Source organism: Amycolatopsis sp. NPDC051128 (assembly GCF_040682715.1).
Taxonomy (GTDB): domain Bacteria; phylum Actinomycetota; class Actinomycetes; order Mycobacteriales; family Pseudonocardiaceae; genus Amycolatopsis.
This window is the reverse complement of sequence record NZ_JBFBBN010000002.1, coordinates 375,411-389,058: the sequence shown is the minus strand read 5'-3', so window position 1 is coordinate 389,058 and position 13,648 is coordinate 375,411. Positions and strand designations below refer to the sequence as shown.

The window sequence follows — 13,648 nt, the reverse complement described above, 5'->3', positions numbered from 1 at the left end:
GACGTGGTACTCGACACCCTGTCTGCTCAGGTAGAGCTTGTCGCATTGAGGGACTTCAAGTCCCTCAATGCGACATTCACGGCCTTCTAGTCCGGGAGGACGTCGCTCGCGAGGGTGCCGAGCGCGGCGTGCCCGGCCCGGGTTGAGCACCACCGGCTCAGGCTTCCGTAAACTCGGGGTCAGCAGCGAGCGAGGTAGGTGAGGAACCGGTGGCCAACGCGGATGAGCGCCGCTTCGAAGTGCTGCGCGCGATCGTGGCCGACTACGTGTCCAACCAGGAACCGGTCGGGTCCAAGGCGATCGTCGAACGGCACAACCTGGGTGTGTCGAGCGCCACCGTGCGCAACGACATGGCCGCGCTCGAGGAAGAGGGCTACATCACTCAGCCGCACACCAGCGCCGGCCGCGTGCCGACGGACAAGGGCTACCGCCTCTTCGTCGACCGGCTCTCCGAGATCAAGCCGCTGTCGGCGGCCGAGCGGCGCGCCATCACCACGTTCCTCGACAGCGGCACCGACCTCGACGACGTCCTCCGCCGCTCGGTCCGGCTGCTTGCGCAGCTGACCCGCCAGGTCGCCGTCGTCCAGTACCCGATGCTGACCAACGCCAAGGTGCGCCACCTCGAAGTGGTGCCGCTCACCCCGGCGCGGCTCATGCTGGTGCTGATCACCGACTCCGGGCGTGTCGACCAGCGTACGGTCGACCTCGGCGACGTCGTCACCGAAGAAGACGTCGCCCGGCTCCGCAGCGTGCTCAACGGGGCGATGGCGGGGCGCCGGCTCAACGACGCCGCGGCGCACGTCGCCGAACTACCGGACAAATCGCCCGGCGACCTGCGTGACGTGCTCATCCGCGTCTCCACGGTGCTGGTCGAATCGCTGGCCGAACACCCCGAAGAACGCCTGGTGCTCGGCGGCACCGCCAACCTCACGCGCAACGTCGCCGACTTCCCGGGTTCGCTGCGCCAGGTCCTCGAAGCGCTCGAGGAACAGGTCGTCGTCCTCAAGCTGCTGGCCGCCGCACGCAACCCCGGTGCGATCACGGTCCGCATCGGTGAGGAAAATGAGGACGAGCAGATGCGCAGCACCTCGGTCGTCTCGATCGGCTACGGCCGCGACGACGTGGTGCTCGGCGGCATGGGGGTGGTCGGCCCGACCCGGATGGACTACCCCGGCACGATCGCCGCGGTGCGGGCGGTCGCCAACTACGTGGGGCAGATCCTGGCCGGCCGCTGAGCCGGGCAGAGCAGAAGGAGAAGCGAGAGACGGTGGCGAGGGACTACTACGGCATCCTCGGGGTGGCGAAGAACGCGAGCGATCAGGACATCAAGCGCGCGTACCGGAAGCTGGCCAGGGAGCTGCACCCCGACGTCAACCCGTCGGAAGACGCCCAGCACAAGTTCGGCGAGGTCACGACCGCCTACGAGGTGCTGTCCGACCCGCAGAAGCGCAAGATCGTCGACCTCGGCGGCGACCCGATGGACAACGGCGCGCGCGGCGGGGGCGGCGGCGACCCGTTCGCCGGATTCGGCGGCCTCGGCGACATCATGGACGCCTTCTTCGGCGCCGCCGGCGGGGGCGGCGGCCGCGGGCGTGGGCCCCGCAGCCGCGTCCAGCCCGGCTCCGACGCCCTCATCCGGCTCGGCCTCAGCCTCGAAGAGTGCGCCACCGGTGTCGACAAGGAGATCGCCGTCGACACCGCCATCGTGTGCGACCTCTGCCGCGGCGCCGGCACCACCGAAGGCACCGGCGTCAAGACCTGCGACACGTGCGGCGGCGCCGGCGAGGTCCAGTCCGTCCAGCGGTCCTTCCTCGGCCAGGTCGTCACCGCGCGGCCCTGCCCGGTCTGCCGCGGCTTCGGCGAGGTCATCCCCGACCCCTGCCGCCAGTGCGGCGGCGACGGCCGCATCCGCGCCCGCCGCAACGTCACCGCGAAGATCCCGCCGGGCGTCGGCGACGGCATGCGCATCCGGCTCTCCGGCCAGGGCGAGGTCGGCCCCGGCGGCGGCCCGGCCGGCGACCTCTACGTCGAGATCGACGAGACCCCGCACGAGGTCTTCGTCCGGCAGGGCCACGACCTGCACTGCAACTTCCGCATCCCGATGACCACCGCCGCCCTCGGCGCCACCGTGCCGATCGCCACCCTCGTCGACGGCGACTACGAACTCGACGTCGAACCCGGCACCCAGCCCAACGCCGAGCTCGTCCTCACCGGCAAGGGCATGCCCCGGCTGCGGTCCTCCGGCCGCGTCGACGGCCGTGGCGACCTCCACGTCCACATCGACGTCGTCGTCCCCACCAAGCTCGACGACGCCCAGCGCGAACTCCTCGTCGAGCTCGCGCAGCAGCGCGGCGAAGAGGTCCCCACGCTCGCGAACAACGGCACCAAGCACGGCGGCCTGTTCTCCAAGCTCCGCGCCAAGAACCACCGCTGACCCGTGCCCGACACCACCCTGCCGGTCTTCCTCGCCGCTTCGGTACCCACCAGCGGGCACGCCGTCCTCGACGGCGAGGAAGCCCGGCACGCGGCCACCGTCCGCCGCCTGCGCGCGGGGGAGCGGCTCGTCCTCTCCGACGGCGCCGGCGCGATGGCCCGCTGCGTCGTCGACGCCGTCCAGCCCGGCCGGGACGCGGCCCTGACCCTGACGGTCGAGGAGAGCTGGACCGAGGAACCGCCGGCCCTGCGGATCCACCTCGCGCAGGCCCTCGCCAAGGGCGACCGCGGCGAACTCGCCGTCGAACTCGCCACCGAAGCCGGCGTCGACGCCATCGTCCCCTGGCGCGCCGCCCGCAGCGTCACCAAGTGGGAAGACGGCCCCCGCGGCGACAAAGCCCTCGCCCGCTGGCGCACCACCGCCCGCGCCGCCGCCAAACAAGCCCGCCGCGCCCACGTCCCCGACATCACCGAACCCGCCACCACCACCGAACTCGCCGGCCTCGCCACGACGATGTCCCTGACGATCGTCCTCGAATCCGACGTCCCCGACCGCCTCACCGACCTCACCCTCCCCGACACCGGCGACATCCTCCTGGTCGTCGGCCCCGAAGGCGGCATCACCGACGAAGAACTTCGCACCCTCTGCGAAGCCGGTGCCCAGGCCGTCCGCCTCGGCACCACCGTCCTCCGCACCTCCACCGCCGCCGCCGTCGCCCTCGGCGCCATCGGCGCCCTTACCACCCGGTGGCAGTGAAAAGTTCACAACCAAAAAAACGACCAGATTTTGCGCCCAGTTATGGCGCGATCACGCTCCGACCCGTTACTCTCGTCAACTAACGCACCACACACTGTTTCGGTGCGCCACTGGGAAGACACAGACTCCGCCGGGCACCTCCCCCCTCGGTCCGGCGGCGCCGCGCCCCGGCGGATCGACCCCCAGGATCCGCCGCGGCGCGGCATCTTCCGCCGCGCAGCTCCCTCCTTCGCTTCGCTTCGTCGGATGCTGCTTTGCGTTCGTTGTGTTTTCTGGGGGTCAAACCCCCAGACCCCCAGCCGGGGGCAAGCCCCCGGACCCCCCGCGACTTTTGCTCGGTGCCTGTTCAAAAGGCGTCTTGCCTTGCTCGGCGGTCTTCGGCCTTCTCGCTTCGTGTTGGGTGGCGTGTGGGTTCGCGTGGTGGCGTTGGGGGTCGTTAGGGTTTGGGTATGAGTGAGGATCTCTTTGAACGGGTTATTCGGGGGGAGGTCCCTGCTGACGTTGTTTTTCAGGATGAGACCACCTTTGCCTTCCGGGATATTCGGCCCCAGGCTCGGGTTCACGTGCTTGTTGTGCCTCGGCAGCGGTATCGGAACCTTGCCGAGCTTGCTGCTGGGGATCCGCAGTTGCTCAGTGATGTTGTTGCTACTGCTCGTCGGGTTGCTGAGCTCGAGGGCATCCTCGAGAGTGGGTATCGGGTGGTCTTCAACACCGATGCCGATGCCGGGCAGACCGTCTTTCATGTTCATGCCCATGTGCTGGGTGGGGAGCCGTTGGGGTTCTTCGGGGCGCACGAGGGGTGACTGGGGAAACCTGCCTGCGTCCGGTCGGCCGGTGCCAGTAGCATCGGTGGGGTCCGCTGTCCCTCATGCAGAAAGCAGGGCCGAGGCCACGTGGCCGGAACCGTACCGGGTGGAGCCGCCCGACCTGACGTCCCTGGAGACGTCCAGAAGACCGAGGACACCGCCGGTGCGCAGGCGGCCCAGTCCCGGTTCCCCATCCCCGACGCCGCCGCCCTCAGCCTGCTCGGCTCCCGCGACGAGAACCTGCGTGTCGCCGAGGAACTCCTCGCCGCCGACGTGCACGTGCGCGGCAACGAGGTCACCCTGACCGGCACCCCCGCCGACGTCGCGTTCGCCGAACGTGTCTTCGCCGAGCTCGTGCAGCTCGCCACCGGCGGCCAGCAGGTCGGGCCCGACACCGTCCGCCGCGCCGTCGGCATGCTCTCCACCGGCGACGCCTCACCGGCCGAGGTGCTCAGCCTCAACATCGTCTCCCGCCGCGGCAAGACCATCCGGCCCAAGACGCTCAACCAGAAGCGCTACGTCGACGCCATCGACAAGCACACCGTCGTCTTCGGCATCGGCCCCGCCGGCACCGGCAAGACCTACCTCGCCATGGCGAAAGCCGTCCAGGCGCTGCAGGCCAAGCAGGTCACCCGCATCGTGCTGACCCGCCCCGCCGTCGAGGCCGGCGAGCGCCTCGGCTACCTGCCGGGCACGCTCAACGAGAAGATCGACCCCTACCTGCGGCCCCTCTACGACGCGCTGCACGACATGGTCGAGCCCGAGTCGATTCCGCGGCTCATGCAGGCCGGCACCATCGAGATCGCACCCCTCGCATACATGCGTGGAAGAACGCTTAATGATGCCTTCATCATCCTCGACGAGGCCCAGAACACCACGCCCGAGCAGATGAAGATGTTCCTCACCCGCCTCGGCTTCGGCTCCAAGATCGTCGTCACCGGCGACATCACCCAGGTCGACCTGCCCAGCGGGCAGCGCAGCGGCCTCCGCGTCGTGCGCGACATCCTCACCGGCGTCGAAGACCTCCACTTCGCCGAACTCACCAGCCAGGACGTCGTCCGGCACCGGCTCGTCGCGAGCATCGTCGACGCCTACGAAAAATGGCAAGCCGTGCAGGACGCCCAGGACCAGGGCAACGGCTGGAAGGGCAGCAGGCGTTGAGCATCGAGATCGCCAACGAGTCCGGCGTCATCGTCGACGAGACGTCCATCGTCTCGGCCGCCCGCTACGCCCTCGACAAGATGGAGGTCAGCCCGCTCGCCGAGCTGTCCATCCTCCTCGTCACCCTCGAGGTGATGGAAGACCTTCACGAGCGCTGGATGGACCTTCCGGGGCCCACCGACGTCATGGCCTTCCCCATGGACGAGCTCGACTCCTCCCGCCGCCCGGACGCGCCCGACGCGTCACCCGCGCTGCTCGGGGACATCGTGCTCTGCCCGGCGTTCGCCAAGGACCAGGCCAAGACCGCGGGCCACGGCCTGATCGACGAGCTGCACCTGCTCACCGTGCACGGCGTGCTCCACCTCCTCGGCTACGACCACGCCGAACCCGCCGAGGAACGCGAGATGTTCGCCCTCCAGAAGCGCATCCTCGGCGAATACCAGGACGCCGTCGCCGCCCTGGAGAAGCGGGACGCCCAGCGCAGCACCGACGACCGCGTCCTCGGCATCGCCGGGCTCGACGCGAGCGCCACGCCCGCCGCGCCCGCCGCCGAACCACCCGCCGGGGAAACGCCCTAGGCGCCAGCCATGGTCCAGCTCCTCTTCGCGATCGCGCTCGTCCTCCTGGCCGGCGTCTTCGCGGCGGCCGACGCCGCCATCAGCTCCGTCTCGCAGGCCCGGGCCGAAGGCCTCGCCCGGCTCGGGCTGCCCGGCGCCGGCCACCTCGCCGCCGTCGTCGCCGAACGCCGTCGCCACATCAACCTGCTGCTCCTGCTCCGCCTCGGCTGCGAGCTCACCGCGACCGTGCTGGTCACCGTGTTCGTCGGCACCCGGCTCGAGCCGCTCGGGCTGGCCGTGTTCGTCGCCGCCGTCGTCATGGTCGTCGTCAGCTACGTCCTCATCGGCGTCGGCCCCCGCACCCTCGGCCGCCAGCACCCCTACCGCATCGGCCGTTACGTCGCCGGGCCCGTCCGCGTCCTCGGCTCGATCCTCGGCCCGCTGTCCCGCCTGCTGATCCTCATCGGCAACGCGATCACCCCCGGTCAGGGCTTCCGCGAAGGCCCGTTCACTTCCGAGGTCGAGCTGCGCGAACTCGTCGACCTCGCCCAGGAACGCGGCGTCGTCGAGGACTCCGAACGGGAGATGATCCACTCGGTGTTCGAGCTCGGCGACACCGTCGCCCGCGAGGTGATGGTGCCGCGCACCGAGATCGTCTGGATCGAGCGCACCAAGACCGTCCGCCAGGCCCTCGCCCTCGCGCTGCGCACCGGGTTCACGCGGCTGCCGGTGATCGACGAGTCCGTCGACGACATCGTCGGCGTCGTCAACATCAAGAACCTGATGTCCGGGTACATGGACCCGGACGGCCCGAGCACCGTCGTCGACACCGTGATGAACGAAGCCTGTTTCGTCCCCGACTCGAAGCGGCTCCACGACCTGCTCAAGGAGATGCAGCGCTCGCACAACCACATCGCGATCGCCGTCGACGAGTACGGCGGCACCGCGGGCCTGCTCACCATCGAAGACGTCCTCGAAGAGATCGTCGGCGAGATCACCGACGAATCCGACGCCGACGAGCGCCCCGAGGTCGAGGAGCTCGACGGCGGCGCCGTCCGCGTGTCGTCCCGGATGGGCATCGACGACCTGGGCGAACTGTTCGGCATCGACCTCGAAGACCACGACGTGGAGACGGTGGGCGGGCTGCTCGCGGAACGACTGGGTAGGGTCCCGCTGCCGGGGGCCGAAGCCGAGGTCGCCGGCCTTCGGCTGTTCGCCGAAGGGGGCAAGGACCGGCGCGGCCGCATGCGCATCACCTCCGTGGTGGTGCACCCGGCCAACGCCGACGCGATGACGGACCCGGCCGACCGGACCGCCCGGCGCCGCACGCGCCTGCCCCACCCCGACGAACGCGACAGGAGCGTCGAACATGCCTGACCTCGAGGCCGAGGACCGGAAACTCGTCACGCTGGCCAGGTCCTCGCGCGCCCGCATCCAGGCCCCCGAGGGGGCCGCGGTCCGCGACACCGACGGCCGCACGTACGCCGCCGGCACGGTCGACCAGCCGTCGTTCAAGCTGACCGCACTCCAGGCCGCGGTCGCCGCCGCCCTGTCCAGCGGCGCCGAAGGCATCGAAGCCGCCGCCGTCGTCACCGACCAGGGCCTGATCAAGGGGGCGTCCGTGCACGCCGTCCGCGACATCGCGAAGTACGCGCCCATCATCCTCGCCGGCCCGGACGGCGAAGTCCTCGAGGTGCTGACCCGATGACCGAACACCGCTCCGGCTTCGCGTGCTTCGTCGGCCGGCCCAACGCGGGCAAGTCGACGCTGACCAACGCCCTCGTCGGCACCAAGGTCGCGATCACCTCCAGCAAGCCGCAGACCACCCGCCACGCCATCCGCGGCATCGTGCACCGCGAGGACGCCCAGCTCGTCCTCATCGACACGCCCGGCCTGCACCGGCCCCGCACCCTGCTCGGCGAGCGGCTCAACGACATCGTGCACGCCACCTGGTCCGAAGTGGACGTCGTCGGCTTCTGCGTGCCGGCCAACGAGAAGATCGGGCCCGGTGACAAGTTCATCGCCGCCGAGCTGGCGAAGCTCGCCAAACGGACCCCGGTGATCGGCGTCGTCACCAAGACCGACCTCGTCAAGCCCGAGCAGGTCGCCGAGCAGCTCCTGGCGCTGCAGAAGGTCATGGAGTTCGCCGAGCTGATCCCGGTGTCCGCGGTGGACGGGTTCCAGGTGGACGCGCTCGCGAACCTGCTCGTCGGCAAGCTGCCCGAGGGCCCGCAGCTCTACCCGGGCGGCGAGCTCACCGACGAACCCGAGCAGACCCTGGTCGCCGAGCTGATCCGCGAGGCGGCGCTGGAAGGCGTCCGCGACGAACTGCCGCACTCGATCGCCGTCACCGTCGAGGAGATGCTGCCCCGCGAAGGCCGTGACGACCTCATCGACGTGCACGCGTTCCTGTACGTGGAACGGCCCAGCCAGAAGGGGATCATCCTCGGGCACAAGGGCGAACGGCTGCGCGAGGTCGGCGCCACCGCCCGCAAGAGCATCGAGGCGCTGCTCGGCTCGAAGGTCTACCTCGACCTGCACATCAAGGTGGCCAAGGAGTGGCAGCGCGACCCCCGTCAGCTGCGTCGGCTCGGCTTCTGACCTGCGCCTTCCCTCGCCGGGGAAGGATCAGCGGAATTCCGGGTCTCGATTCGGTCGCGACGCCACGAAACCGGGGGCGGGCGACGATTTCGCCCCCTACAGTCGCGGCTTCGACCACACCGCCGCCGGTCGGGGCGGTGAGCGGATCCGGTGGTCGTTCTCGGAGCACGACGAAGGGGAACAACAGATCATGACCGACAGCCAGGGCATGCCCAACTACCCCGGCGACCAGCCGAACCAGCCCGGCGGGCAGCCGAACTACCCCGGTGGGCAGCCGGGCGGATACCAGCCGGGACCGCCCCCGAGCAACAACCTCGTGTGGGCGATCCTCACCACCATCCTCTGCTGCCTCCCGTTCGGCATCGTGTCGATCGTGCAGGCGGCGAAGGTCAACGGCTTGTGGGCGCAGGGCCAGACCGCCGCCGCGCAGGAGGCCGCCGACTCCGCCAAGAAGTGGGCGATCATCTCGGCCGTCGTCGGCGTGGTGTGGATCGCGTTGTGGGTCATCCTCGGGATCGCCGGTGTCTTCACGTCCAGCTTGAGCACGACGTCCTACTGACGTAGCCGAACAGCAGGAGGATTCCCGGTGACCGACCAGTACCCGCCGCCGTACCCGCCCCCGGGCGGGCCGCCACCCGGCTACGGCTACGGTTACCCGCCGCCGAACTACGGGCCGCCGCCGGACAACAACATGGTCTGGGCGATCCTGAGCACGGTGCTCTGCTGCCTGCCACTGGGCATCGTCTCGATCGTGAAGTCCAGCCAGGTGAGTTCGCTGTGGTTCCAGGGCTTCCACGCCGAGGCGCAGAAGGCCGCCGAAGACGCCCGCAAGTGGGCGATGTGGTCGGCCATCTCGACCGGGATCCTCCTGCTGCTCTACATCCTGCTCTTCGTCGTGATCGGGGCCGCGGCGTGGTGGTCGGCGTGACCACGACGACCGTCTACACGGGATTCCCCGCCCACGGCGCCAAGGCCAAGCTGCGCGCGCTCAGCGCGCCGCTGGCACTGGTGGCGGGGCTCGGCGTGTGCTGCGCGGTCGTCTGGGCCGGCGACCCGACCACCCCCGGCGGCTTCCTGCCGGTCTGCCCGACCAAGGCCCTGCTCGGCATCGACTGCCCGGGCTGCGGCGGCATGCGGATGGCCTACAGCCTCATGCACGGCGACATCCCGGCGGCGCTGCACTACAACGCCGTGTCGTTCGTCGTCGTGCTGCTGTTCGTGTGGAGCACCGTCGTCTGGACCATTGGGCGGCTGCGCGGCCGCGCGATGGACAGCTGGCTGCACTGGCGCTGGACGCCCCTGGTGTTTTCGATCGTGTTCGTCGTCTGGTTCGTCATCCGTAACCTGCCGTTCGCGCCGTTCACCGGTTTGCGCGTCTGATCCCGGCACGGACGGGAACCGTTCGCGCACCCACTGCGTCGGACCGGTGGGCGGGTCACTCGAACAGTGGACGCCTGCGAGGCGTGGCCGTCACGGAGCGAGTACGCTCCCGCGGACCGGGCCGTGCCGTCCATTCGGGCCGGTCCCGCACGAGGCTCCGTGCGGGCGAAGTGACCAGCGAGGGGAAGACACCCAATGACCGATCCCTACGGTCAGCAGTCCTTCGGGCAGCAGCCCGGCGGCCGGCAGCCGTTCGGACAACCGCAGCCGGGTCAGGCGCCGCCGCCGTTCGGGCAGCAGGCGCCGTACGGGCAGCAGGCGCCCTACGGCCAGCAGGCCCCGTTCGGGCAGCCGGCGCCGTTCGGCCAGCAGGGCAACCCCTTCGGTCCGCCGCGGAACTACGCGAACTGGGGCCAGCGGGCCGGCGCCTTCCTGATCGACATCTCCCCGACGCTGGTCCTCTACCTCCTCGCGGTCGTGCTCATGGTCTCCGGCGCGCGCGCCATCGGCGCCCTGCTGTACGGGCTCGGCGCGCTCGTCGGCCTCGGCTGGTCCATCTACAACCGGTGGATCCAGCAGGGCAACACCGGTCAGTCGCTGGGCAAGCGCGTCCTCGGGATCAAGCTGGTCTCGGAGCAGACCGGTCAGCCGGTCGGCGCCGGCACGGCCTTCCTGCGCGACCTCTGCCACATCGCCGACGCGCTGCCTTGCTACGTCGGCTATCTGTGGCCGCTCTGGGACGACAAGAGCCAGACGTTCGCGGACAAGATCGTCAGCTCCGTCGTGGTGCTGGGCGAGGCCACGCCGGCGGCTGGTCAGGCCCCGTTCGGCCAGCCCGGCGCGCAGCAGTTCGCCGGTGGCTACCCGCCGCAGGGACAGCAGCCCGGTCAGTTCGGCCAGCCCGGCCAGCCGCCGTCCGGTGGCTTCCCGCAGCAGCCGCAGTCCGGCGGCTTCGGCCAGCCCGCCCCGGGCGGGTTCCCACAGCAGCCGGCCTCCGGCGGGTTCGGGCAGCCCCCGCAGCCGGGTCAGCCGTCCACCTCGCAGCCGGGCGGCTCCGCCTTCGACGAGGTCGAGCGCACCCAGATGCTCCGCCCGGACTCCGAGGGCGGGTCCGCCTTCGACGAGCAGGCCGAGCGCACCCAGATGCTGCGTCCCGAGGCTCCGGACGGGGCCGGGGAGACCCAGAAGATCGATCCCGGTCAGTTCGGGCAGCCGCCGACCGACCAGCCGCCGCGTCACTGACGCACGGCTTTCCATTCCACCGCCGAGGGACACGGCGGGAGTTCACTAGTAGTTGGGGTAGAAGTAGATGACCAATCCCTACGGCCAGCAGCCTCCGTACGGCCAGCAGCCGCAGCAGCCGCAGCCCGGCTACGGCCCGCCGTCCGGCGGCATGCCCGCGCCCTACGGCCAGCCGGCGCCGTATGGCCAGCCCGCGCCGTACGGCCAGCCGCCCACCGGTGGCTTCGGCGCCCCCGGCTACGGCATGCCCGGCGGGGACATCAACCAGATCAAGGACTACAAGGGCTGGGCGATCGCGTCGCTCTTCCTCGGTGGCCTCATCCTGGGCATCTTCGCGATCATGAAGTCCAACGAGGTCGGCACCTACAAGATGCAGGGCAACTTCGCGATGGCGGAGCAGGCGTCGCGCACCACCAAGACGCTCTGCCTGGTCTCCAGCATCCTGGGCGGTCTCGGCTGCCTCTTCGTCATCGTCATGTTCATCATCGGGCTCGCGGCGGCGAGTGCCTGCACGGGCCGCTACTGCTGAACCCGGGTCGGTCCACCCCGGCATCACCCCGAAGTGGGACGATGTCGGGGTGGTGAACCTCTACCGCGACACCGGGGTGGTGTTGCGCACGCACAAGCTGGGTGAGGCCGACCGGATCATCACCCTGCTGACCCGGCGGCACGGCAAGGTCCGCGCCGTGGCGAAGGGCGTGCGGCGCACCTCGTCCCGCTTCGGGGCCCGGCTGGAGCCGTTCGGCCACGTCGACGTGCAGTTCTACACCGGCCGCACGCTCGACGTCATCACCCAGGTCGAGACCGTCGACGCGTTCGCGCTGCCGCTGGTCGCCGACTACCAGCGCTACACCGCGGCCAGCGCGATCGCCGAGACCGCGGACCGGCTCTCGGCCGAAGAGGGCGAGCCGGTGCTCAAGCTCTACCTCCTCGTCTGCGGCGCGCTGCGTTCGCTCGCCGCCGGCGAGCGTGACGCGTCCCTCGTGCTCGACGCGTTCTTCCTCCGCGCGATGTCCTACGCCGGCTGGGCGCCCGCGCTCACCGAGTGCGCCCGCTGCGGACTGCCGGGCCCGCACGTCGCGTTCAGCGTCGCCGCCGGCGGCGCGATGTGCCAGGGCTGCCGGGTTCCCGGCTGCGTGCACCCCGCGCCCGAGGTCCTGGACCTGCTCACCGCCCTGATGCACGGCGAATGGCCGCAGGCCGAGTCGACCTTGCCGGGTACCCGCCGTGACGCGAGCGGCCTGGTCGCGGCGCACCTGCAGTGGCATCTGGAGCGTCAGCTCCGGTCCCTCCCCCTGGTCGAGCGACGCGCCCGGGAGACTGTGCTGACATCCGGGGCTTCGCCCCGGGCCGGGGGCTCCGCCACCCGGACCCCCGAAGGACAAGGGGTGCCCGGGCAGTAGGGTCGGGCCTGATCGGTTTCACCCATCCAGGGAGGCTCGCTGTGCTGCGCAGGGGACGCGAGAACAAGGCGTCGCGATCCGAGCTGCGCGCCCCGGATCCGCACCCGTCCGGCGCGAAGCCGCCGGAGATCCCGCGCGAGCTGGTCCCGAAGCACGTCGCGCTGGTGATGGACGGCAACGGCCGCTGGGCCAACCAGCGCGGCCTGCCGCGGATCGAGGGACACAAGCGCGGCGAAGCGGTGATGATCGACGTCGCCGCCGGCGCGGTGGAAATCGGCGTCAAATGGCTCTCGGTGTACGCGTTCTCGACCGAGAACTGGAAGCGCAGCCCCGAAGAGGTGCGCTTCCTGATGGGCTTCAACCGCGACACCATCCGCCGTCAGGTCGACTACCTCGGCTCGATCGGCGTCCGCATCCGCTGGGCCGGGCGGCGGCCGAAGCTGTGGGCGTCGGTGATCAAGGAACTGCAGGCGGCCGAGGAGAAGACCAAGCACAACACGGCGCTGAACATGACGATGTGCGTCAACTACGGCGGCCGCGCCGAACTCGGCGACGCGATGCGCCGGATCGCCCAGGACGTCGCCGACGGCCGCCTGGACCCCGGCAAGGTCAGCGAGAAGACCATCGGCAAGTACCTCTACCAGCCCGACATGCCGGACGTCGACCTGTTCCTGCGGCCCTCGGGCGAGCAGCGGACGTCGAACTTCCTGCTGTGGCAGTCGGCCTACGCCGAGATGGTCTACCAGGACACGCTGTTCCCGGACTTCGACCGCACCCACCTGTGGCGCGCGTGCCTGGAGTTCGCGAAGCGGGATCGCCGCTTCGGCGGCGCGATCGACCAGACGGCTTCGTCATGAGCGCCACCGAGGCGGCCGAAACCGCGGAGCTGCTGACCAACGCTCGCGGCGCCCTGGAGCGTTACCTCGAGGTCCACGTCGACGACGACGGCGCGCTGACGTTCTCCCACGGCGACGTCCCGTGCGTGGTCCAGGCGACCCGGCTCGGCGAGGGCCTCACGGTGCTGACGTTGACCTGCGTGGTCGGCTGGGACCTGGAGGACGAGCCGGAGCTCTCGATCGCGGTCGCCGAGCGGGCGGGTCAGGGGCTGTTCGGGACGTTGGGCGTCGGGCATTCGGACAACGGGGTCGACGTGACCCTGCGGTACGCGTTCCCGGCGGTCGGATTGGACGCGCCGGCGTTGGGGACGCTGCTGATGCTCGTGGTGTCGACGGCGTCGCAGCTGCGGACCGAGCTGCCGGGGATCGTCCCCGGGGAGTAGCCCGGGGTACCGCTCCGGCGTCCGGCCGG

17 protein-coding genes are annotated in these 13,648 nt (G+C 70.5%); all 17 read left to right on the top strand.

Going from position 1 to position 13,648, the window contains the following annotated elements; translation table 11 throughout:
* Positions 1-209 precede the first annotated feature (209 nt).
* The 17 genes from hrcA (at position 210) to AB0M82_RS03970 (ending at position 13,619) form a co-directional block, all read left to right on the top strand.
* Positions 210-1,235, top strand: a complete 1,026-nt coding sequence (hrcA, locus tag AB0M82_RS04050; RefSeq protein WP_364717514.1) for a heat-inducible transcriptional repressor HrcA — start codon at positions 210-212, stop codon at positions 1,233-1,235.
* 32 nt (positions 1,236-1,267) lie between these two features.
* The gene (gene dnaJ, locus AB0M82_RS04045; protein WP_364717513.1) at positions 1,268-2,434 is read left to right on the top strand and encodes a molecular chaperone DnaJ; all 1,167 of its coding nucleotides are present in this window, start codon (positions 1,268-1,270) and stop codon (positions 2,432-2,434) included.
* Between the two features lie 3 nt (positions 2,435-2,437).
* Positions 2,438-3,190 carry a 16S rRNA (uracil(1498)-N(3))-methyltransferase gene (locus tag AB0M82_RS04040; protein WP_364717512.1) on the top strand — a complete coding sequence of 251 codons (753 nt, stop codon included), beginning with the start codon at positions 2,438-2,440 and terminating at the stop codon, positions 3,188-3,190.
* A 449-nt stretch (positions 3,191-3,639) separates the two neighbouring features.
* Positions 3,640-3,993: a histidine triad nucleotide-binding protein gene (locus AB0M82_RS04035; protein ID WP_364717510.1), complete on the top strand. Its 354-nt coding sequence runs from the start codon at positions 3,640-3,642 to the stop codon at positions 3,991-3,993.
* A 90-nt stretch (positions 3,994-4,083) separates the two neighbouring features.
* On the top strand, positions 4,084-5,157 hold the full coding sequence (locus tag AB0M82_RS04030) for a PhoH family protein (protein ID WP_364717508.1): 1,074 nt from the start codon (positions 4,084-4,086) through the stop codon (positions 5,155-5,157).
* Positions 5,154-5,735 carry an rRNA maturation RNase YbeY gene (gene ybeY / locus AB0M82_RS04025; RefSeq protein WP_364717507.1) on the top strand — a complete coding sequence of 194 codons (582 nt, stop codon included), beginning with the start codon at positions 5,154-5,156 and terminating at the stop codon, positions 5,733-5,735. Before AB0M82_RS04030 ends, ybeY begins: the two co-directional genes overlap by 4 nt.
* Positions 5,736-5,744: 9 nt before the next feature.
* Positions 5,745-7,091 carry a hemolysin family protein gene (locus AB0M82_RS04020; RefSeq protein WP_364717506.1) on the top strand — a complete coding sequence of 449 codons (1,347 nt, stop codon included), beginning with the start codon at positions 5,745-5,747 and terminating at the stop codon, positions 7,089-7,091.
* On the top strand, positions 7,084-7,422 hold the full coding sequence (locus AB0M82_RS04015; protein WP_364717504.1) for a cytidine deaminase: 339 nt from the start codon (positions 7,084-7,086) through the stop codon (positions 7,420-7,422). Before AB0M82_RS04020 ends, AB0M82_RS04015 begins: the two co-directional genes overlap by 8 nt.
* On the top strand, positions 7,419-8,315 hold the full coding sequence (gene era / locus AB0M82_RS04010; protein ID WP_364717503.1) for a GTPase Era: 897 nt from the start codon (positions 7,419-7,421) through the stop codon (positions 8,313-8,315). Before AB0M82_RS04015 ends, era begins: the two co-directional genes overlap by 4 nt.
* Before the next feature lie 190 nt (positions 8,316-8,505).
* Positions 8,506-8,874, top strand: a complete 369-nt coding sequence (locus AB0M82_RS04005; RefSeq protein WP_364717501.1) for a CD225/dispanin family protein — start codon at positions 8,506-8,508, stop codon at positions 8,872-8,874.
* Positions 8,875-8,901: 27 nt separating this feature from the next.
* A complete protein-coding gene (locus AB0M82_RS04000) occupies positions 8,902-9,243 on the top strand; it encodes a CD225/dispanin family protein (RefSeq protein WP_364717500.1) in 342 nt (113 codons plus the stop codon).
* A complete protein-coding gene (locus tag AB0M82_RS03995) occupies positions 9,240-9,695 on the top strand; it encodes a DUF2752 domain-containing protein (RefSeq protein WP_364717499.1) in 456 nt (151 codons plus the stop codon). Before AB0M82_RS04000 ends, AB0M82_RS03995 begins: the two co-directional genes overlap by 4 nt.
* A gap of 195 nt (positions 9,696-9,890) precedes the next feature.
* Positions 9,891-10,937 carry an RDD family protein gene (locus AB0M82_RS03990; protein ID WP_364717498.1) on the top strand — a complete coding sequence of 349 codons (1,047 nt, stop codon included), beginning with the start codon at positions 9,891-9,893 and terminating at the stop codon, positions 10,935-10,937.
* Positions 10,938-11,004: 67 nt separating this feature from the next.
* Positions 11,005-11,466, top strand: a complete 462-nt coding sequence (locus tag AB0M82_RS03985; RefSeq protein WP_364717496.1) for a CD225/dispanin family protein — start codon at positions 11,005-11,007, stop codon at positions 11,464-11,466.
* Between the two features lie 49 nt (positions 11,467-11,515).
* Complete coding sequence (gene recO, locus AB0M82_RS03980) at positions 11,516-12,340, top strand: DNA repair protein RecO (RefSeq protein ID WP_364717494.1); 825 nt, start codon at positions 11,516-11,518, stop codon at positions 12,338-12,340.
* Positions 12,341-12,381: 41 nt separating this feature from the next.
* Positions 12,382-13,197: an isoprenyl transferase gene (locus AB0M82_RS03975; protein ID WP_364717493.1), complete on the top strand. Its 816-nt coding sequence runs from the start codon at positions 12,382-12,384 to the stop codon at positions 13,195-13,197.
* Entirely contained in the window at positions 13,194-13,619 is a 426-nt protein-coding gene (locus tag AB0M82_RS03970; RefSeq protein WP_364717492.1) for a hypothetical protein, read from the top strand. The genes AB0M82_RS03975 and AB0M82_RS03970 overlap by 4 nt, the downstream gene beginning before the upstream one ends.
* The last annotated feature ends 29 nt before the right edge of the window (positions 13,620-13,648 follow it).